This is a genomic window from Micromonospora sp. HUAS YX12 (assembly GCF_040215685.1).
GTDB classification, from domain to species: Bacteria; Actinomycetota; Actinomycetes; order Mycobacteriales; family Micromonosporaceae; genus Micromonospora; species Micromonospora tulbaghiae.
In genome coordinates, this window is record NZ_CP157974.1 from 572,616 (window position 1) to 592,487 (window position 19,872).

The 19,872-nt window shown below is 74.8% G+C and carries 18 protein-coding genes; 6 read left to right on the plus strand and 12 right to left on the minus strand.

Features of this window, described 5'->3' with window-relative positions; genetic code table 11:
- Positions 1-167 precede the first annotated feature (167 nt).
- The 4 genes from ABIH81_RS02845 to mtrA form a co-directional block, all read right to left on the minus strand.
- Positions 168-872, minus strand: coding sequence for a phosphoribosyltransferase family protein (locus tag ABIH81_RS02845; RefSeq protein ID WP_349878884.1), 705 nt, complete (start codon positions 870-872; stop codon positions 168-170).
- A gap of 7 nt (positions 873-879) precedes the next feature.
- Positions 880-2,679, minus strand: coding sequence for an LpqB family beta-propeller domain-containing protein (locus ABIH81_RS02850; protein WP_349878885.1), 1,800 nt, complete (start codon positions 2,677-2,679; stop codon positions 880-882).
- The gene (gene mtrB / locus ABIH81_RS02855) at positions 2,676-4,370 is read right to left on the minus strand and encodes an MtrAB system histidine kinase MtrB (protein WP_349880987.1); all 1,695 of its coding nucleotides are present in this window, start codon (positions 4,368-4,370) and stop codon (positions 2,676-2,678) included. Before mtrB ends, ABIH81_RS02850 begins: the two co-directional genes overlap by 4 nt.
- A gap of 70 nt (positions 4,371-4,440) precedes the next feature.
- Entirely contained in the window at positions 4,441-5,130 is a 690-nt protein-coding gene (gene mtrA, locus ABIH81_RS02860; RefSeq protein WP_349878886.1) for an MtrAB system response regulator MtrA, read from the minus strand.
- A gap of 213 nt (positions 5,131-5,343) precedes the next feature.
- Between mtrA and ABIH81_RS02865 the strand changes: the two genes are divergently transcribed.
- From ABIH81_RS02865 to ABIH81_RS02885, 5 genes are read left to right on the plus strand one after another with little or no spacing between them, the layout of a single operon-like run.
- The gene (locus tag ABIH81_RS02865; protein WP_349878887.1) at positions 5,344-6,189 is read left to right on the plus strand and encodes a hypothetical protein; all 846 of its coding nucleotides are present in this window, start codon (positions 5,344-5,346) and stop codon (positions 6,187-6,189) included.
- Positions 6,186-6,794 (plus strand): DUF4129 domain-containing protein, encoded by a 609-nt coding sequence (locus ABIH81_RS02870; RefSeq protein WP_349878888.1) that lies wholly within the window; start codon positions 6,186-6,188, stop codon positions 6,792-6,794. The genes ABIH81_RS02865 and ABIH81_RS02870 overlap by 4 nt, the downstream gene beginning before the upstream one ends.
- Positions 6,791-8,095 carry a DUF4350 domain-containing protein gene (locus ABIH81_RS02875; protein ID WP_349878889.1) on the plus strand — a complete coding sequence of 435 codons (1,305 nt, stop codon included), beginning with the start codon at positions 6,791-6,793 and terminating at the stop codon, positions 8,093-8,095. Before ABIH81_RS02870 ends, ABIH81_RS02875 begins: the two co-directional genes overlap by 4 nt.
- Complete coding sequence (locus tag ABIH81_RS02880) at positions 8,092-9,069, plus strand: MoxR family ATPase (protein ID WP_349878890.1); 978 nt, start codon at positions 8,092-8,094, stop codon at positions 9,067-9,069. Before ABIH81_RS02875 ends, ABIH81_RS02880 begins: the two co-directional genes overlap by 4 nt.
- On the plus strand, positions 9,066-10,376 hold the full coding sequence (locus tag ABIH81_RS02885) for a DUF58 domain-containing protein (protein WP_349878891.1): 1,311 nt from the start codon (positions 9,066-9,068) through the stop codon (positions 10,374-10,376). Before ABIH81_RS02880 ends, ABIH81_RS02885 begins: the two co-directional genes overlap by 4 nt.
- Here ABIH81_RS02885 and ABIH81_RS02890 read toward each other — a convergent pair.
- The gene (locus ABIH81_RS02890; protein WP_349878892.1) at positions 10,354-11,307 is read right to left on the minus strand and encodes a stage II sporulation protein M; all 954 of its coding nucleotides are present in this window, start codon (positions 11,305-11,307) and stop codon (positions 10,354-10,356) included. The genes ABIH81_RS02885 and ABIH81_RS02890 overlap by 23 nt on opposite strands.
- Before the next feature lie 41 nt (positions 11,308-11,348).
- Between ABIH81_RS02890 and ABIH81_RS02895 the strand changes: the two genes are divergently transcribed.
- On the plus strand, positions 11,349-12,317 hold the full coding sequence (locus tag ABIH81_RS02895) for an RDD family protein (protein WP_349878893.1): 969 nt from the start codon (positions 11,349-11,351) through the stop codon (positions 12,315-12,317).
- A gap of 114 nt (positions 12,318-12,431) precedes the next feature.
- Here the strand turns inward: ABIH81_RS02895 and ahcY are convergent, their stop codons facing one another.
- The 7 genes from ahcY to nfi form a co-directional block, all read right to left on the minus strand.
- A complete protein-coding gene (ahcY, locus tag ABIH81_RS02900; protein WP_349878894.1) occupies positions 12,432-13,949 on the minus strand; it encodes an adenosylhomocysteinase in 1,518 nt (505 codons plus the stop codon).
- A 288-nt stretch (positions 13,950-14,237) separates the two neighbouring features.
- The gene (gene manA / locus ABIH81_RS02905) at positions 14,238-15,398 is read right to left on the minus strand and encodes a mannose-6-phosphate isomerase, class I (protein WP_349878895.1); all 1,161 of its coding nucleotides are present in this window, start codon (positions 15,396-15,398) and stop codon (positions 14,238-14,240) included.
- A gap of 3 nt (positions 15,399-15,401) precedes the next feature.
- Positions 15,402-16,412: a cation diffusion facilitator family transporter gene (locus ABIH81_RS02910; protein WP_349878896.1), complete on the minus strand. Its 1,011-nt coding sequence runs from the start codon at positions 16,410-16,412 to the stop codon at positions 15,402-15,404.
- Between the two features lie 28 nt (positions 16,413-16,440).
- Positions 16,441-17,637, minus strand: coding sequence for an SIS domain-containing protein (locus ABIH81_RS02915; protein ID WP_349878897.1), 1,197 nt, complete (start codon positions 17,635-17,637; stop codon positions 16,441-16,443).
- A complete protein-coding gene (locus tag ABIH81_RS02920; RefSeq protein WP_091418686.1) occupies positions 17,634-17,840 on the minus strand; it encodes a Trm112 family protein in 207 nt (68 codons plus the stop codon). Before ABIH81_RS02920 ends, ABIH81_RS02915 begins: the two co-directional genes overlap by 4 nt.
- Positions 17,841-18,039: 199 nt before the next feature.
- Positions 18,040-19,047: a hypothetical protein gene (locus tag ABIH81_RS02925; protein WP_349878898.1), complete on the minus strand. Its 1,008-nt coding sequence runs from the start codon at positions 19,045-19,047 to the stop codon at positions 18,040-18,042.
- 105 nt (positions 19,048-19,152) lie between these two features.
- Positions 19,153-19,872: a deoxyribonuclease V gene (nfi, locus tag ABIH81_RS02930; protein WP_349878899.1), complete on the minus strand. Its 720-nt coding sequence runs from the start codon at positions 19,870-19,872 to the stop codon at positions 19,153-19,155.

Genomic DNA, 19,872 nt, shown 5'->3' on the forward strand with positions numbered 1-19,872 from the left:
TGTTGTTCGGCTACGCCTCCTTCCAGTGCCAGGGGAAGGTTTGACACTCACTACCCCCGACACCGAAACGCTAACTCCTGTACGGCCACCCGTCACCCCTGGTTGCCGAAGGCGGTCGCGAAATTTAACAGCTCATACACCTTGTGGTGAAACGGATACACGAAGCGTCACCGACGGTGCCGCTTTTGCGTTGCGGCGAGCACCGCCGCGACCTTTGGCGTCATTCCCGCGCGGTGCAACATCCGGCTCACCGCCGCCAGCGTGGCGCCGGTGGTGACGATGTCGTCGAGCAGCACGACGCTCTCCCCCGGCCGCTGTCCGGTGAGCGGGCGGCGCAAGCGGAACGCCGTCTCGGCCGCGGCGGCCCGCCCGGTGCTGTCCAACGCCACCGAGTCGGTCCGGGGCAGCGCACGCAGTGGGCGCAGCACGCGTACCGGCCAGCCGGCCGCGCGCAACCGGGCCGCCGCCGGCCGGACCAGCCGGTCCAGGTGATCGCCGTAGCGGGCCCGGGCGGCGCGGGCGGTGTCGGGCACCGCCACCAGCGTCACCGGGCCGGGTGGCCCCGCCGCCGCCGCGACCACCTCGGCGAGCAGCGCGCCCAGCGGCCGGGCCAGCCCGTGCCGGCCCCGTTCCTTGTACGCCAGCAGCCCTTCGCGCAACGCGCCGCCGTACGGGCCGAGCGCGACGCAGGGCGGCAGGCCGGGCGGAGCCGGATCGGGCCGGGCAGGGGCGGGACGCAGCGACTCCAGCTCCCGCACGCAGCCGGGGCAGAAGCCCTGCCGCAGCCGTACCGATCCCGCGCCGCAGCCCGCGCACCCGGCGGGCAGCACCAGGTCGGTCAGGTCCGACCAGAGCCCGCCCAGGTCACGCACGGGCGGCTCAGTAGAGGAAGAACGGTGCGGTCGGGTTGGTCGCCCGGCTGCCCGACGGGACGTCGAGCACCTGCTCCCGCTTGACGTAGTCGAACGGGTTGTTCCGCCAGGCCGCGCCGTCCGTCTCGAACATGAACGAGAACGCGGCCAGGCCGCGGTCACCGCCGCCCGGATACCCGGCGAGCTGGGTCACCGGGGCACCGATCTCCACCGCCAGCGGGGTCTCCCAGGCGCCGTCGACGCTGAGCTGGTGGATCGCCGAGCGCCGGTCCGCCTCGTTGCCAGCCAGCGCCAGTTCGTTCTCCGCCACCCAGTCCACCACCGTCACGCCGGTGAGCAGCGTGGTCACCCGGCGGGGCTGCCCGAGGCTGACCACGCCGCCGTCGACGCTCACCGCGGCGACGAAGACCGCGCCGCCGGAGGCCAGCGCGATCCGGTGACCGTCGAGGGAACCGGCCACAGCGGTCACCGGCCCGGGAACGGACAGCGGGATCTCGCTCATCCGGCCCGCGCCGTCGAACCGGTAGAGCCGGCCGTCCGCCGCCACCAGACCGGCCGGGCGGGCCTTGTTCAGCGACCGCAGCCAGGTGGGACGGCTCATCGCCCGGAACGTACGGTCGCCGGGGCTGAGCACGGCGACCGGTTCCGGGCCGGTGCCCACCTTGAGCCGCCTGCGGTTGTCCGACCCGGTCACCACGAGCGCGGCGAGCACCTGGTCGTCGTCGCGGGCGAGCGACGCGGAGACCACGTTGCGGTTCTCCGCGGGCGGCAGCGGCACGGCGGCCCGCGACTCGGTGCCGAACGCGAGGGGGCGGACGGCGCCGTCGTAGACGGCGAACCGCATCGGATCGCCGCCGCGTGGATAGGCGGCTGTGGAGACGCGCTCGCGCCTCAGGTCGACCGTGAGCCGCTTCTGGTTCTGGATCTTCAGGTCGACCTGGCCGTCCAGGTCCGACAGGGACCACGCCAGCTGGGTGCCGAGCCGGGTCAGCCGCTGCTCGTTGGCGCCCGGCATGTTGAGGTTGATCTCCCAGTGGCCGTCCGCGCCGGTCGCGTTGTTGATCAGCTGGGTGCCGTCGGGCAGCCCGGTCACGCCGGGGGCCAGCCAGTCCGACGGGCGGTCGGCCAGCCACTTCATCACCTCGGTGATCCGGCGCTCGGTCGGCGCCGAGGAGGGCAGGTAGCGCTGGTCCGGCACCAGCCGGGTCAGGTCGGTGTTCCAGAAGTAGACGGTGCGGGGACGGTAGTACTCGCGCATCGCCGAGTCGCTCGCCAGCAGCACGTTCGGCAGCTCGGTGATCAGCAGGCCGGTACCGGCCGGTTCGGCCCGGCGCAGCTCGAAGACGTACTGCGTCTCGCTCGCCACCGGCGGGCCGAGCGTGCCGTCGGCGCGCAGCACGCCCACCTGCTGCACCTTGAGCGTCACGGTGCTGGTGCCCTGGTTGTTGGGCGGCGTGCTCTCCGGCTTCTCCCGCAGCCGCACCACCGTCAGCTCGACCTCGCTGGTCTGCGGCTTGCCGGGAAGCAGGTCGCGGGCCTCCGCGGCGAGGAACTTCCGGGCCCGGGCGTACGCCTGGTCGCGTTCCCCGGCGGCGGCGGCCCGCAGGTAGTTCTCGATGAACGGCACCGGCTCGCTGCTGTCGGCCGGTTCGGGCGGCCGGGCCGGGCTGCCGTTGAGCGCCCCGGACTCGGCGGCCGGCACCGAGCCGTCCACCTGCACGTCTGTCTGGTCGGGGATGCCGCATCCGGTGAGCGCGGCCGGCAGCAGCGCGCCGGTCAGCAGCAGGGCCAGGACGCGGCGGTTCACGGCCGCGCCTCCGCGTGGTCGCCGCCGGCCGGTCCGGCGGTCAGCGCCGCGACGCCACCGCCGGGCCCGATGGCGGGCAGCCCGCCGTCGCGGGGGCCGCCGAACGGCACCGTGGCGTCGGCCGGCACCAGCCGCAGCGGGGAGGTGGTGAGCCGGTCCCCGGCCCGGGCGGGCAGGGTGAGCCGGAACTGCGCGCCCTGCCCCGGCGCGCCCCACGCCTCCAGCCAGCCGCCGTGCAGGCGGGCGTCCTCCAGGCTGATCGACAGGCCCAGCCCGGTGCCGCCGGTCTGCCGGGCGCGCGACGGGTCGGCCCGCCAGAAGCGGTTGAACACCAGCTTCTCCTCCCCCGGCTTGAGGCCGACGCCGTGGTCCCGCACGGTGATCGCCACCGCGCTCTGGTCCTGGCCCAGGGTGATCCGTACCGGCTTGGCCTCGCCGTGCTCGACCGCGTTGCCGACCAGGTTGCGCAGCACCCGCTCGACGCGGCGCGGGTCGACCTCGGCGATCACCGGAGTGTCCGGCAGGTCCAGCTCGATGGTCACCCCGACCCGTTCGGCCAGCCCGGCCAGCCGCTCGGTCACCCGGTGCACCACCGGCACCAGGTCGGTCGGCTCGCTGTCCAGCACCGCGAAACCGGCGTCGAACCGGCTGATCTCCAGCAGGTCGGTGAGCAGTTCCTCGAACCGGTCCAGCTCGGCCTGGAGCAGCTCGGCGCTGCGGGCCACCGCGGGATCGAACTCGTCGCGCTCGGCGAAGATCAGGTCGGCGGCCATCCGTACCGTGGTCAGCGGTGTCCGCAGTTCGTGCGAGACGTCGGAGGTGAACCGGCGTTGCAGCCGGGACATCTCCTCCAGCCGGAGGATCTGCCGTTGCAGGTTCGTCGCCATCTGGTTGAACGAGGCGGCCAGCAGGGCGAGGTCGTCCTCGCCGGAGACCACCATGCGCTGGTCGAGCAGACCGGCGGAGAGCCGCTGCGCGGTGCGCGCGGCCACCCGTACCGGCGTCACCACCAGGCGGGTGACCAGCGCGGCCAGCAGGCCGAGCAGCAGCACCAGCGCGACGCCGGTCGCGACCACCGTGGCCCGGGCGTCGGCCGCCGTCGCGTCCTGCCGGGCCAGGGGTACGAGGTAGTAGAGCTCGACCTGCCCGAACTTGGTGGGCACCGGGGAGCCGTAGACCAGGTATTTCGTCCGCTCGCCACCGAGCGAGCCGGTACGGATCTGGTGCGCGACCTTGCCGGAGGCGACCGTGGCCCGCAGCTCGTCGCCGATCACCGCGCCCACCGGCACGTCGGGCGTGGTACGCGGCTCGATGAACTCGGCGAAGTTGTCGGCGGTGATCGCCACCACCACGCCGCTGGTCTGGGTGGGGTCTCCGCCGGCCAGGTAGTTCACAGTGCCGTCGATGGTGTTCTGGAGCTGCGCCTCCTGCGGCTGGCTGTAGAGGTTGAACTGCTTGGCCGCGTACTCGCTGCCGTTGCTCAGCCGCAGCCGCACGTCGGTCTCGGCGTTCTCCAGCAGGATGCTCGTGATCTTGTCGGCGATCAGGTAGGCGAAACCGCCCACCAGCAGACTCGACGCCACCAGCGTGATGGTGACCACGCGGACCTGGAGCGACCGCCGCCACGCCTGGTGCACCGCTGCCACCAGCCGGGCACCCCGGCCGGTCAGGGCGAGCCAGAGCGCCCGCACGGCGTGGAGCCGGCGGGACGCGGCGGTCGGCGGGTCGGGCAGCGGGGTGGTCACCACAGTGCTGACCAGGCTATCCGGTGCCTGCCTTGTAGCCCACGCCCCGCACGGTGAGGATGATTTCGGGTCGCTCCGGATCCGGCTCGATCTTGGCGCGCAGCCGCTGCACGTGCACGTTGACCAGGCGGGTGTCCGCCGCGTGGCGGTAGCCCCAGACCTGCTCCAGCAGCACCTCGCGGGTGAAGACCTGGCGCGGCTTGCGGGCGAGCGCGACCAGCAGGTCGAACTCCAGCGGCGTCAGCTTCACCTCCTCGCCGTCGCGGCTGACCGTGTGGGCCGGCACGTCGATGGTGATCTGGTTGCCGAGCGGGCCGATGGTCAGCATCTCCGGCGCCACGTCCTCGCCCCGGCGCAGCCGGGCCCGCATCCGGGCCACCAGCTCCTTGGGCTTGAACGGCTTGACCACGTAGTCGTCGGCGCCGGACTCCAGCCCGAGCACCACGTCGACGGTGTCGCTCTTGGCGGTCAGCATCACGATCGGCACGCCGGACTCGCCCCGGATGGCCCGGGCCACGTCGATGCCGCTCATGCCGGGCAGCATCAGGTCGAGCAGGACGATGTCGGGCCGGCTGTCCCGGAACGCGGCCAGTGCCCGTTCTCCGTCCGCGACGAAGGACGGCACGAAGCCCTCGCTGCGCAGGACGATGCCGAGCATCTCGGCGAGGGCGGGGTCGTCGTCGACCACCAGTACCCGGGCTCTCATGGGGTTTATCGTTCCATCCCCGTTCGTCTGGAGTGTTCGGCGTCTCCACGGCACCGTAGCGCCGAGCGGCCCGGTGCACCACCGCAGTCGGCGTGGCCGCCCAGCGTGGCGCGCCGGGTCGGACGGGTCCACCGGATGCGGACCCGCCGTGCAACCATGATCCCCGGGCGTCGCCCCGCCCGCCACCTCCGCTCGCCCCGCCCAGGAGTACGCGTGCCCGACGCCGGCCCGACCGCGGTGCTGCCGCGCCGTCCGCTGACCGTCGGCGAACTGCTCGACGCGGCCGTGCTGCTGCTGCGCGACCAGGCCCGGGTGCTCGTACCGCTCGCCCTCCTGCTGGCCCTCGCCGAACAGGCGGTGCTCCACCCGCTGCGGATGCTCGCCGGGACCGAACCGCCGTACTGGTGGCCGGCGGAGTTCGGCGACTCCCTTCCCGCGTACTGGCTGCTGCTGGCGGCCGGCGCGGGCACCGAGGCCGCGATCATCGCGCTGCTCGGCGCCCCGGCCGCACGCGGCGCCGGTGCGGCGCTGCTGGGGCGCCGTCCCGCACCGTCGGAGCTGCTGCGCGGCGCCCGGCCCGGCGCGACGCTGCCGGCCGCCGTCCTGGTCGGGATGACCGTCGCCGCCGCCGGGCTGACCGGGCCGGGCTGGTTCCCGGCGTACGCGCTGCTCGGCCTGGTGGTGCCGGTGCTGGTGCTGGACGGGGTGCCCGCGCATCTGGCGCCCTGGCGGGCGGTACGCCTGGCCGGCCGGGTCGGCGCGCGGGCCGCCGCGATCCGGCTGCTGGGCTACCTGGGCTGGTGGCTGATCCGGCTCGGCATCGGGCTGGGCCTCTACCAGGGCCTGAACATGCTGGGCCTGTTCGACGTCTCCGCCTGGGCGCTGCCGGTGACGATCGCCGCCTTCACCGCGGTGAACGCGCTGGCGTACCCGGCGCTCGCCTGCCTCGACGCGGTGCTGCACCTGGAGACCCGGATCCGCACCGAGGGGCTGGACATCCGGCTCTCCCGCGCGCCGGCCGGCGTGCCCGAGCCGGTCCTGCTGGCGGCACACCGGTGAGCCGGTGGTGGACCGAGACGGTCGCGGCCCTCGGTGACGTGGTGCCGCTGCCGCTGGCCGCGCTGATCCTGCTGGCGGTCGCGCTGATGGTGGCGCTGAGCTGGTATTTCTTCCCGGCCTGGGTGCCCCGCCGGTTGCCCCGGTTCACGTTCCCACGGCTGCGGCGCCCACGGCTGCCCCGGTTCCGCCTGCCCCGGTTCCGGCGCCCCCGGCGGCGTGCCCGCCGAGCGCGCACCGACCCGCCGGCCGTGCGCCTGCCCGCGCCCCGGATCCCGGAAGCCGTGCCGGCCGGCGGGCTCGGGCTGGCCGACCGGCTGGCGGCCGAGGGCCGGTACGCCGAGGCGGTGCGCGAGCGGCTGCGCGAGATGGTCCGGCTGCTGGTCGTCCAGCAGGTGGTGGAACCCCGCCCCGGGCTCACCGTCGTCGAGCTGACCGAGGCGGCGGCCCGCACCCGGCCGCAGGTCCGGCCGACGCTGCACGCGGCCGGGTCAATCTTCTCCGACCTCTGGTACGCCCAGCGCCCCGCCACCGCCGCGCACGACCGGCGGATGCGTGAACTCGCCACCGACCTGAGTCGCGTGCTGACCGGGGAGGAGCCGCGGTGACCGCCGCAGTCGTACCGGAGACCACGACGACGGCGGCGGCCACTGCGGTGCCGCGCCGTCGCCCGTACCGGTTGCTCGTCCCGCTCGGGCTCGCCGTGCTGCTGATCGTGACCACGCTCGTGCTGCGCGCGGTCGACCGGCCCGACGCGGACGAGCCCGGTTTCCTGTCCCCGGTCGCCACCGACGACGACGGCGCCAGCCGGCTCGCCGAGGCGCTGCGGACGCAGGGCGTGCCGGTGCGCCGCGAGACGGACCTGGCGGCGGCGCTGCGTACCGCCGGGGCCGAGCCGAGCACGCTGTTCGTGCCCGCGCCCGGGCTGGTGCACCCGGACCTGCTCGACGGGCTGACCACCCTGCCGCCGGGCAGCCGGCTGGTGCTGGTCGAGCCCTCCCGGCGGGTGCTCGCCGAGCTGGACACCCCGGTCGAACCGGCCGGCGGGCGCTGGGCCGCCCGGGCGGTGCCGCCGGACGCCGACGGCAGGCCGTGCCCGCTGCCCGAGGCGGTACGGGCCGGCACGGCCGCGATCGACCTGAAGCGTTACGCCGGACCGGCCGAGGTCGACCAGTGCTACGGCGGCGCGCTGCTGCGCGTTCCCGGCCGGGTCGAGGTGGTGCTGGCCGGTGCCAGCGACCCGTTCCGCAACGACCGGATCGGTGAGTGGGGCAACGAGGCACTCGCCACCGGCCTGCTCGGCGGCGGACGCCCGTTGGTCTGGCTCGACCTGCCCGAGCCGGCGCCGGCCCCGACGCGCCCGAGCTGGTCCCCGGAACCGTTCACCGAGGAACCCGCCCCGGCCGGCAGCGGCCGGTCGGAACGGCCCGATCCGCCCGAGCGCGCCGACCCGCCGCGGGAGAACCCGCTCTGGGGCGCCTTCCCGCAGTGGTTCTGGGCCCTCCTGGTGCAGCTCGCCCTGGCCGGCCTGCTCGTGGTGCTGTGGCGGGCCCGCCGGCTCGGGCCGCCCGTGTCGGAGCCGCTGCCGGTGACCGTCCGGTCCGCCGAGACGGTACGCGGCCGGGCACGGCTCTACCGCCGGGCGGGCGCCCGGGACACCGTCGCCGGGACGCTGCGCGCCGCCGCGCTGGACCGGCTGACGACCCGGCTCAACCTGCCCCCGGACACGCCCGACGACGAGGTGGCCGCCCGGGTCGCCGAGCGCGCCGGCGCCGATCCGGAACGGGTGGCCGGCCTGCTCTACGGCCCCGCCCCGGAGACCGACCGCGAGCTGCTGGAGCTGGCCCGCGAACTGGACGCCCTGACCCGTACCCTGGCCCCGCATCCCAGCGAAGGAGACCCCCGGTGACCGGACCCGTCACGACCACCGCCCCGTCCGGCGCCCGCGCCGCCCTGCACCGGCTGCGTGCCGAGGTGGCAAAGGCCGTCGTCGGGCAGGACGCCGTGGTCACCGGCCTGGTGATCGCGTTGCTCTGCCGGGGGCACGTGCTGCTGGAGGGCGTACCGGGGGTGGCCAAGACGCTGCTGGTCCGGACGCTGGCCGCCGCGCTCGACCTGGACGCCAAGCGGGTGCAGTTCACCCCGGACCTGATGCCCGGCGACGTCACCGGCTCGCTGATCTTCGACCAGCGCACCGCCGCGTTCACGTTCCGGGAGGGGCCGGTCTTCACCAACCTGCTGCTCGCCGACGAGATCAACCGGACCCCGCCGAAGACGCAGTCCGCGCTGCTGGAGGTGATGGAGGAGCGGCAGGTCTCCGTCGACGGCGAGCGCCGTTCGCTGCCCGACCCGTTCATCGTCGTGGCCACCCAGAACCCGGTCGAGTACGAGGGCACCTACCCACTGCCCGAGGCGCAGCTCGACCGCTTCCTGCTCAAGCTGACGGTGCCGCTGCCGGAGCGCGAGGAGGAACTGGGCGTGCTGCGCGCGCACCACGCCGGCTTCGACCCGCGCGACCTTCGTGCCGCCGGCGTACGCCCGGTTGCCGGCGCCGCGGACCTGGCCGCCGCCCGGGCCGAGGTGCGGGCGGTGTACGTGGCCGAGCCGGTGCTCGGCTACATCGTGGACCTGTGCCGGGGCACCCGGGCCGCCCCGGCGCTGGAGCTGGGCGCCTCCCCCCGGGGCGCCACCGCGCTGCTGAACGCCGCCAAGGCGTGGTCCTGGCTGGCCGGCCGCGACCACGTCACCCCGGACGACGTCAAGGCGGTCGCCCGTCCGACGCTGCGGCACCGGCTGCGTCCGCGTCCGGAGGCGGAACTGGAGGGCGTCACCGTGGACGCGGTGCTGGACTCGGTGCTGGCCACCGTGCCGACGCCGCGATGACCTGGCGGGCGGGTCTGCTGCTCGGCGCGGGCGCGCTGACCCTGCCGGCCTGGCCGGCGCCGTTCCTCGGCGTCGCCGTGCTGACCGCGGCGGTGCTGCTGCTGGTGCTGCTCGACCGGGCGATGGCGGTCCCGCCGGACGCGCTCACGGTGACCCGGTCCGGGGAGCGGACGGTCCGCCTCGGTGGCACCGCCACCGTCACGCTGCACCTGGCCAACCCCACCGACCGCACGCTCCACGCCCAGGTACGCGACGCCTGGGTGCCCTCGGCCGGGGCACGCCCGGACGTGCCGCCGGATCGCCTGCTCACGGTGCCGCCCGGTGGCACCGCCACGTTGCCGGTCCGGCTCACCCCGACCCGGCGCGGCGACCGGCCGGCGGTGGCGCTGACCGTACGGTCGCTCGGGCCGATGCGCCTGGGCGCCCGGCAACGCGCCGGAGCGCCCGCCACGCCGCAGTGGACGCTGCGGGTGCTGCCCCGCTTCGACTCCCGCCGGCACCTGCCGGAGAAGCTGGCCCGGCTGCGGGTCATCGACGGTGTGCAGGTCACCCGGGGGCGCGGTCACGGCACCGAGTTCGACACGCTGCGCGAGTACGCGGTGGGCGACGACGTCCGCTCGATCGACTGGCGGGGCAGCGCCCGCCGGGCCGACGTGCTGGTGCGCACCTGGCGCCCGGAGCGGGACCGGCGCCTGGTCTGCGTCCTGGACACCGGCCGCACGTCGGCGGTACGCCTCGGCGACGAGCCCCGGCTGGACACCGCCATCGACGCGGCGCTGCTGCTCACCGCGCTCGCCGCCCGCGCCGGTGACCGGGTGGACCTGCTGGCGGCGGACACCGAGATCCGGGCCCGGGTGACCGGCAGCGGCCGTCCGGCGCTGCTCGCCCGGCTGGTCGACGCGGTGGCGCCGTTGCAGCCCGCGCTGGCTGAGACCGACTTCGAGCTGATCGCCGCCGAGGTGCTGCGCCGGGAGCGGCAGCGCAGCCTGGTGGTGCTGTTCACCGCGCTGGAGGCGGGCGCGATCGGCGACGGGCTGCTGCCGGTGCTGCCCCGGCTGGCCGCCCGGCACCGGGTGGTGCTGGCCGCGGCCGGCGACCCGGTGCTGAACCGGCTCGCCACTGCCACCCCGGCCGGCCCGGACGACCCGTACGCGGCCGCGTCGGCGTGGCGGGCGCTGGCCGAACGGGATCGGGTACGCGCCGCCCTGTCGCGCTACGGCGTGACTGTGGTGGACGTACCGGGGCACCGGCTGGCCCCGGCCGTCGCCGACACCTATCTGCGGCTCAAGTCCCTCGGCCAGCTCTGACCGCGCGCCGGCCGAGCACCAGCGCGTACGCCAGGAACGCCAGCCACACCGCGGCGCCGGCGGCCACCCGCAGCGCGACCGGCACCGGCGCCGGGGTCACGAACGCCTCGATCAGCGCGGAGACCGCGAAGACGCCGACCAGGCCGGCCGCGACCACGACGGCGAGCCGTCCCGCCTCGGCGACCGCCCGGCCGCGCCCGAGGTGCGCGGGCGGGGCGATCCACGCCCAGGCGGTCCGCAGTCCGACCCCGGCGGCGACGAAGATGCCGGTCAGCTCCAGCAGCCCGTGCGGGGTGATCATGCCGAAGAAGACGTCCGCCCGGCCATAGGAGATCATCACGCCGCCGACCACGCCGATGTTGAGCGCGTTCTGCCACAGCAGCCAGAGCACCGGGACCACGAGCACGCCGGCGGCCAGGCACTGGGCGGCCAGCCAGGCGTTGTGCGTCCACAGGTGGAACGCGAACGTGGGCGCGGCGAACTCGGTGTAGTAGCCGGCGAAGCCGGAGTCCACGAGCTGCCGCGCCGCCTCGGGGCCGACGAACGCGGCAGCGGTGTCGGGGTTGCCGGCGACGAACCAGATGAGGAAGGCGCTCAGGGCGCTGAACGCCGTGGCCACGCCGCACCACCAGGGCCAGGCCCGGTAGAGGGCGGCGGGCAGGTCGGCGGCCAGGAACCGGCCCACCGCCGCCCAGGACAGCCGGGGCCGGCCGGTGACCCGGGCCCGGGCCGCGAGGACCAGGTGGGACAGGCGGTTCACCAGCGCCGGCTCGGGTGCCCGGGCGCGCAGCGCGGAGAGGTGCGTGGCGCTGCGCTGGTAGAGCGCCACCAGTTCGTCGACCTCGGCCGCGTCGAGGCGACGCCGGCCGGTCAGGTGTTCCAGCCGCCGCCATTCGGCGCCGTGCTCGGCCACGTACGCGTCGAGATCCACTCACCCTCCCCCGTTCGGCGTCCATGGTGTTCACTGTCGGGGTGCGCGCGCAACCTCCCCCACCGCCCCGTTGGGCCGACGCCGGTCTGGTCAGCGGCGAGGCGGTGGAGCTGGACGTCCGGGTGGCCCGGCTGGGCTCCCGGGTGCTCGCCCTGCTGATCGACGCCGTGATCCAGCTCGTGCTGTTCCTGCTGCTCGGCGCAGTGCTGGCGATGGTGGCGCTCGCCCTGCTGGGCGACTTCCTCGACGCCGCGCTGGCCGGCGCGCTCCAGACCGTGCTGCTGGTGCTGGTCCTGCTCGGCTATCCGGTGATGATGGAACGCTTCGCCGGTGGCCGGACGGTGGGCAAGCTCGCAGTGGGGCTGCGCGTGGTGCGGGCCGACGGCGGCCCGGTGGGGGTGGGCCAGTCGCTGACCCGGGCACTCGTCGGCGTCGCGGTGGAGTGGCCCGGTCTGGTGCTGCCGCTGCTGAGCTGGGTCGCGAGCGTCACGGTGATGCTCACCGACCCGCGCGGCCGGCGGCTGGGCGACCTGGTCGCCGGCACGCTCGTGGTGCACAGCCGAGGCGCCGCGCTGTGGCGGCCGCTGCCGCCGGCTCCGCCGCCGCTGCTGGCCTGGGCGGCCACGCTCGACCTGACCCGGTTCGACGACGGGCTGGCGCTGGCCGCCCGGCAGTACCTGGACCGGCTGCCTCAGCTCGCCGAGCCGGACCGCTCCCGGCTCGGCCGGGCGCTGTGGGCGGAGGTCGCGGCGGTCACCTCGCCGCCTCCGCCGTGGTCCGCGCCGGACTGGGTCTACCTGTCCGCAGTGCTGGCCGAGCGGGGACGCCGGGCCGCGCTCCGGCTGGGCCGCGCCCGGACGGTCACCGCCACGCTCTGGCCGGAGCTGGTCCCGGCCCCGGCCACCGTGCCGCACGCCGTCGCGACGGCCGCCCTGCGTCCCGCCGCGCCGGCCACCGGCCGGTTGCGGTCCGCGGTCCCGGACCCGGGCCCCGATCCGGTACGCCGCTGAGCCGGGCTCAGGCGAACAGCCCCCGCCCCCACCAGTCGGCGGCGTCGCGTACGCGGAGAGGGACCGGGGTCGGCCGCGCGGCGGCCGACCCCGGTCCCTCCGGGAGCGTGGAACTCAGTAGCGGTAGTGGTCCGGCTTGAACGGGCCCTCCGGGGAGACGCCCAGGTAGGCGGCCTGCTCCTTGGTCAGCGTGGTCAGCTTCGCGCCGAGCGCGTCCAGGTGCAGCCGGGCCACCTTCTCGTCCAGGTGCTTGGGCAGCACGTAGACGCCGATCGGGTATTCCTCGGTCTTGGTGAACAGTTCGATCTGGGCGATCGTCTGGTTGGCGAACGAGTTCGACATCACGAAGCTCGGGTGGCCGGTCGCGTTGCCCAGGTTCAGCAGGCGGCCCTCGGAGAGCACGATGATGGCGTGGCCGTCGTCGAAGCGCCACACGTCGACCTGCGGCTTGATGTTCTCCCGGGTCACGTCGCTGCGCTTGGCCAGGCCGGCCATGTCGATCTCGTTGTCGAAGTGGCCGATGTTGCCCACGATGGCCTGGTGCTTCATCCGGGCCATGTGCTCGTTGGTGATGACGTCGTAGCAGCCGGTCGCGGTGATGAAGATGTCGGCCTTCTCCACCACGTCGTCGAGCGTGGCGACCTGGTAGCCGTCCATCGCCGCCTGGAGCGCGCAGATCGGGTCGACCTCGGTCACCACGACCCGGGCACCCTGGCCGCGCAGCGACTCGGCGCAGCCCTTGCCCACGTCGCCGTAGCCCATGACGACCGCCATCTTGCCGCCGATCAGCACGTCGGTGGCGCGGTTGAGGCCGTCGATGAGCGAGTGCCGGCAGCCGTACCTGTTGTCGAACTTGCTCTTGGTCACCGAGTCGTTGACGTTGATGGCCGGGAAGAGCAGCGTGCCGGCGCGGTGCATCTCGTAGAGACGGTGCACACCGGTGGTGGTCTCCTCGGTGACGCCCTTGATGCCGGCGGCGATCCGGGTCCAGCGCTGACCGTCCTCGGCCAGCGAGCGGTGCAGCAGGTCGAGGATGACCGCGTACTCCTCGGAGTCGGCGGACTCGACCGGCGGCACGACGCCGGCCTTCTCGAACTCGGCGCCCTTGTGGACGAGCAGGGTGGCGTCGCCGCCGTCGTCCAGGATCATGTTCGGGCCACCGCCGGCTCCGCCAGCCGAGCCGTCCGGCCACGTCAGAGCCATTTCGGTGCACCACCAGTACTCCGGCAGCGTCTCACCCTTCCAGGCGTAGACCGGCACGCCGGCCGGGGCCTCCGGGGTGCCCTCGGGGCCGACCACGACCGCCGCGGCGGCGTGGTCCTGGGTGGAGAAGATGTTGCAGGACGCCCAGCGGACCTGCGCGCCGAGCGCGACCAGGGTCTCGATCAGGACGGCGGTCTGGATGGTCATGTGCAGCGAACCGGTGATGCGGGCGCCGGCCAGCGGCTGGGCCTCGGCGAACTCACGCCGGATCGCCATCAGGCCGGGCATCTCGTGCTCGGCGAGCCGGATCTCCTTGCGCCCGAACGCGGCGAGCGACAGATCCGCCACCTTGTAGTCGCCCTCGGCGAGGGTGCTCGGCCGGGTCTGCGACGACGCGCCGCTGGAGGCCGCCGGGAGGGTGCTGGTCATGGAAGCTCCTGTCGAACGATGGTGGTGCGCAGCCTTCCACCTTACGCTCGCGGGCCACTCGACCCGTGCCCGGTTGGCCGGCCGCGCAATCGGCCGGTCGGCGGACAGCGCACGGGGCGGTCGGTCGTGAGCGGAGTCTCCACTCACGGCCCGGCCGCCCCGCGCATCCCCCCGGTTTGGTTCCCCCGCACGTCACCGGACCTTCGTCGCGACAACGCTGCGTACCCATAGAGTCACACCACGCAGCGTGACCGTCAAGCCATTTCGGGAAAGTCGGACTTGCGCGGATCAGTGCATGCCGCAAGTGGCGACGAACGCCTCGCCCGCCCCACCCACCGTCAGCGGGCCACCGGCCGCCGTGCCGACCGCGGCCTGACCCGCATCCAGCGTGACCACGCCCACGCCGTCGTCCACGGTCAGCTTCCCGGCCCGGCAGAGCACCACCCGCGGCCCGGGCAGCGTCAGCCGCACCCCCGGCGCCCCGGCGGCCACCTCGACCCGGTGCAGCGCGAAGTCCTCCACCGGCACCGGCCAGGTCAGCACCCCCGGCTCCACCTGCTCCGGCCGCAGCACCGGCTGGGTCAGCACCTCGAACCGGAGCACCCGCAGCAACTCGTCCACGTCGACCCGCTTCGGGGTCAGCCCGCCGCGCAGCACGTTGTCACTGGCCGCCATGATCTCGACGCCGGTGCCGCGCAGGTAGGCGTGGAGATTCCCGGCCGGCATCCAGATGCCCTCGCCGGGCGCCAGCCGGACGTGGTGCAGCAGCAACGCCACCACCACACCCGGGTCGGCCGGATAGCCGGCCGCCAGCGTGCGGACCAGCTCGGCGTCCGCCGAGGCCGGCCCGGCCTCCGCCGCCGCCAGCACGGCCGCCACCAGCCCGGCGCGCTCCGCCTGGGGACAGCTCAACAGCAGACGTACCGCCTCCCGCAGCCCCGCCGGCCCGTCGCGCAACGCCGCCACCACAGGCTCCAGCGCGGGTACGCCGAACGCGGCGATCGCCGCCGCCGACTCCCCCGGGTCACGGAAGCCGCACAGCGCGTCGAACTCCGAGAGCGCCACCAGCAGCTCCGGCTTGTGGTACGGGTCCACGTAGTTGACCCGCCCCACGTCGGCGGCGTGCCCGGCGCGGGCCTGCTCGGCGTCCGGATGCGCCTGGAGACTCAGCGGCGCGTCGGCGGCGAGCACCTTCAGCAGGAACGGCAGCCGGGTGCCGAACCGGCCGACCAGCCGCTCACCCAGCCAGTGGCCCGGCTCGGCCACCAGCAGTTCGGTGAGGCTGACCGCCCGGCCGTCGCGCTGCACGGTGGCCGGGGCGCCCGGGTGGGCGCCCAGCCACAGCTCCGCCTCCGGCCCGTCGCTCGGCACCGGCCGCCCCTGCAACTCGGCGATCGCGGTGCGCGAGCCCCAGGCGTAGTCACGGATCCGGCCCTGCAACAACTCCATCGGTCAGCTCCCGGGCCGCCCGGCCACCTCGCCGGCCGTACCGGTCGAGGCCTCCGGGACGGCGGTGTCCGCCGCCTGCCCGGTGCCGGCCCGCTCGGCCTCCGGCGAGTAGATGTCCGGCTCCAGGTAGATGACCCGGGCGGCGGGCACCTCGCGGCGGATCCGCGCCTCGACCGCGTTGATGTCGCGCGCCAGGTCGTGGGCGGTCTCCCAGGCCGGCACGGCGATCTTCGCGGCCACCATCAGCTCCTCCGGGCCGAGGTAGAGCGTCTTCATGTGGATGATCCGCTCGACCTCGGGACCGTTCGTGACGGCCTGCTCGATCTTGGCCAGCTCGCCCTGCTCGGCGCCCTCGCCGAGCAGCAGGCTCTTGGTCTCGATCGCCAGCGTGACCGCGATGACCACGAGCAGGACGCCGATCATCGCGGTGCCCGCCGCGTCCCACATGCCGTTGCCGGTGATCAGCGTGATGCCGACGCCGAACAACGCGAAGACCAGACCGACCAGGGCGCCGAAGTCCTCCAGCAGCACCACCGGCAGCTCCGGTGCCTTGGCCCGGCGGATGAACCGGACCCAGGTCTGGTTGCCCCGGACCAGGTTGGACTCCTTGATCGCGGTACGGAAGGAGAAGCTCTCCATCACGATCGCCGCGACCAGCACCGTCACCGGCACCCACTGCCAGTTGTCGATCGGGTGCGGGTCGGACGCCTTGTGGTACGCCTCGTAGAGCGCGAACAGGCCACCGAGGCTGAACAGCACGATCGCCACGATGAACGCGTAGATGTAGCGCTCCCGGCCGTACCCGAACGGGTGCTGCGGCGTGGCCTGCCGCTTGGCCCGCCGCCCGCCGAGCAGCAGCAGGCCCTGGTTGCCCGAGTCGGCAACCGAGTGGATCGACTCGGCAAGCATCGACGACGAGCCGGTCAGCGCGAACGCGATGAACTTGGTGACGGCGATGCCGAGGTTCGCCGCCAGGGCGGCGACGATCGCCTTGGTGCCCCCGTTTGCGCTCATTCCCCGCCTCGCTCGATGCCCCGTGTGCTCACTGGTTCGCCAGCTCCTTCATCTCCGTGATGGCCGGGACCGCCATCGGGTCCAGCCCGTGTGCCAGGGCGAGGTAGATCGAGGCGAAGTCGGGGACCGCGACCAGCGACGCGAGCCGCTCCAGCGCGGAGCCGCCCTCGGCGGTCACCACGTCACAGCGCACCCCGCGCCGCTCGGCGAGCGTCTGCACCGCGTCGGCGCGGCGCTCCTCCACCGCCAGCGGCTCGTCGGTGTCGTCGTCGGCGTTGAGCCCGCCGTCACGCAGCAGCACCAGCCGCAGCCGGGTGCCGTCGGACTCGTCGTCACCCGGGTCGGCGAAGATGTCCCGCTCGCCCTCGGCCAGGCCGCCGAACACTCCGTCGAGCAGACCGACGCGGCCCCGGCCCGCCTCGCCCAGCGCACCGGCGACCACCGGGTAGCGGGCGTTCGCGGACAGCGTGTCGCCGAACCGGCGCGCGGCCACGGTGGCCAGCGGGGACGAACCCCACACGATCGGGATCGAACCGGACAGGCCCAGTGCCAGCGACTTCGCCGGGTTGACGAAGGACTCGGCGGTCGGCCGGCATCGATCGGCGTCGGCGTCCAGCCGGGCCGCCGTCTCGGCCAGATCCGCCTCGTTGACCTTCACGAGCCCGAGGGTACGGGCGGCCAGCAGAACCGGCACGGTGAGCGCCCAGAGGCTGGCCCGGGCCGGCGCGCGCCGGGGCACCGGGATGAACGGCGCGCGGGCCCGCTCCGCGACCGACTGGAGCTGCGAGTCGGGCGCGCCGACCGCGACCAGCCGGGCACCGCGCCGGTGCGCCGCCTCGGCCGCGCCCAGCGCCTCCGGGCTACGGCCGGAAGCGCTCACCGCGATGACCACGTCCGCCGCGCCCACCCAGCCCGGCACGCCGGCGCTGCGGTGCGGGATGACCGGCACCGGGCAGCGCGGCCCGGCGACTGTGGCCAGCACGTCACCGGTACGCCCGGCGGTGCCGATGCCGGCGATGACCACCGCGCGGGGCCGCCCGTCGTCGGCGAGCACGGACAGGTTCGCCTCGGCGGCCAGCGCCGCCGACTCGCGCACCTGGGCGCCCGCTGACGCGGTGAACCGGAGCATGCCGCCCGGATCCCGCTCGGAGAGCTGCGCCGCGTCGTCCAGCAGGGCCTCGTCGGCGTGCCGGTGGCCGCTGACCCCGGCCGTACCCTCCATCACCGCGACGACCCGCCCCGCGCCTCGTCGGCGGCGGGTCCACCGCGCGCCTCGTCCAGCAGGAGCACCGGGACGTCGTCCCGGACCTCGAAGATGCGACCGCACTCGGTGCATGTGAGCGTCTGCGCCTGCGCGTCGTAGTCGAGCGGGGCGTGGTGCGTGTCCGGGCAGGCGAGGATGTCGAGCAACTGCGGGTCCAGGGCCACGGCGCGGCTCCTTCCACGTATGCGGTCTCACCGGTCGGCGGTGCCGGTCGGCGCACGCGATCTTATCGGCCGAGCGGCCCCGGCACCGGGCCCCGTTCGGCCCCGGTGTTCCGTCCTCCGGTCGGGCAGGTGGCGGCTGTCGGGTCACGGCGTGACCACCCACCGTCACGGTAACCCCGGGAGCCGGTCGGGTTCCGGCTCAGTCCGGCAAGCGGGGCAGGACGCTCGTCGCGTCCCCGGCCGCCGGGGGCGGGGGCGGGGGCGGGGGCAGGACGCTCGTCGCGTCCGCGCCTGCCGGGGCCGGTGGCACCGGGGCGGGCGCGGGGGCGCCGTACACGTTGCCGGCCGGGCGGGGCGGCGTCGCGCCCCCGTACACCGTGGGGGCCGGTCCGGGCGCGCCGGAGCGGTAGGTGGTGGTGCTGCGCGGCAGCGGGACCGGCGGGAGGTCGGCGGAGTTCCCGCCACCGGTCCGGTCGGCGCGGTTGCGGCGCAGCAGCAGGACGATGAGAGCGGCGCCGACGAGCACAAGCCCGATACCGAACCACATAATCATGGAACCTCCGAACGACGAGTCGTCGGCCGCGGCGGTGGCCGGGGCGACGGCGGCGGCCACGGGCGACGTGTCGGTCACCTCGGCAGCCGTGGTCTCGCTCGCGCTGGGTGTGGGCGTCGGCGAGGGCTTGCGGGACGGGCTGGGGCTCGGCGTCGGCGGGGCGCCCACCAGCCGGGCCGACCCACCGGCCCGGCCGAGCACCTCGCCGTTCGCGGCGCTCGCCTCACCGGCCAGCTCCATCCGCCCGCCGACGGTCCCAGCCAGGAAGGACACCCGGTAACGCACGGTGACGCCCTTGCCCTTGCACAGCGGCCGGTCGACCGGCGCGACCGCAGCGGTGGCGACGGCACCGCCGTCCCCGGAGACCTGCACCGGCACCCATCGGCCCCCGGACGCCACCTGCACCTGGACCTGGTCCGCCCGCAGGCCCTCCAATCGGAGCCCGATCGCGGTACGCAGCTGCACGCAGCCGTCGGTCCGCTTGCGCACCTCGACCGCCACCGTCCCCGGCGGACCACCGGCGGTGAAGCTGTTCGCCGAACGCAGTCCCACCCGGTCGTCCCGGGCCGACGCCGGCGACGCCGGGACGGCGATCAGGCCACCCAGCAGCGCGCCGACCATGGCCCACCGCGCCGCGTGCCGCCTCACCGACATCTCCACCTCACCGTTGCGTCCGGACCGGATCCGCCGGTCAGGTTACTACTGGCCCCTCCGGGCACCCGCGCATCGAGCACGCCACATGTGTGCCGCGCCACGCCGTCACCGCCCGCCCAGCTCACCGCCGGGTGCGCCGGCTGCGGCGAGGGCCCGCCGGCAGAGCCGGTCAGCCGTCCGGGTGGTTTCCGGCAGCCGGTACCGGGGCGTCAGTGCCAGTACCCGGTCCACCGCGTTGTCCAACCCCATCCGATGCCCGACGCTCACGAAGACCGGCCGGACGCCGTCCTGGGTCCGCAGCACCCGCCCGACCACCTCGCCCTCGTCACACAGGTCTGCGCTGTCACCACGCTCGGGGCCGGGGCCCGTCCACGAGCCGACGAGCGGCGTCTTGCCCACCCCGATCGTGGGCAGCTCGGTCACCAGGCCCAGGTGACAGGCCAGCCCGAACCGGCGCGGGTGCGCCAGACCGTGCCCGTCACAGACCAGCAGCTCGGGACGGGTGGTGAGCCGGTCCAGCGCGGCCAGCAACGCCGGCATCTCGCGGAACGCGAACAGTCCCGGCACGTACGGGAAGGCGGGCCGCCCCACGCACACCGCCTCGTCCACCACGTCGAGGGTGACTGAATCCAGGACCGTGACGGCGGCAGCGAGCAGGTCACCGTCGGGCGCGTACGCCACGTCCAGCCCGGCCACCGTCGCGGGCGCGGCAGGACCGGGCCCGATCAGGTCCACCCGGGATCGCAACTCCTCCTGTACGCGTCTCGCCTCCGCCACGTCGGCGGGCGGCACATAGGGCACGGGTGGGCCTTCCGTGGACGGCAT

Excerpts from the sequence above, each read along its gene's own strand:
- mtrA (WP_349878886.1), bottom strand. The coding sequence starts at position 5,130 with ATGAGAGCCCGGGTACTGGTGGTCGACGACGACCCCGCCCTCGCCGAG.
- ABIH81_RS02885 (WP_349878891.1), top strand. The coding sequence starts at position 9,066 with ATGACCTGGCGGGCGGGTCTGCTGCTCGGCGCGGGCGCGCTGACCCTG.
- ahcY (WP_349878894.1), bottom strand. The coding sequence starts at position 13,949 with ATGACCAGCACCCTCCCGGCGGCCTCCAGCGGCGCGTCGTCGCAGACC.
- manA (WP_349878895.1), bottom strand. The coding sequence starts at position 15,398 with ATGGAGTTGTTGCAGGGCCGGATCCGTGACTACGCCTGGGGCTCGCGC.
- ABIH81_RS02910 (WP_349878896.1), bottom strand. The coding sequence starts at position 16,412 with ATGAGCGCAAACGGGGGCACCAAGGCGATCGTCGCCGCCCTGGCGGCG.
- ABIH81_RS02925 (WP_349878898.1), bottom strand. The coding sequence starts at position 19,047 with ATGTCGGTGAGGCGGCACGCGGCGCGGTGGGCCATGGTCGGCGCGCTG.
- nfi (WP_349878899.1), bottom strand. The coding sequence starts at position 19,872 with ATGCCGTCCACGGAAGGCCCACCCGTGCCCTATGTGCCGCCCGCCGAC.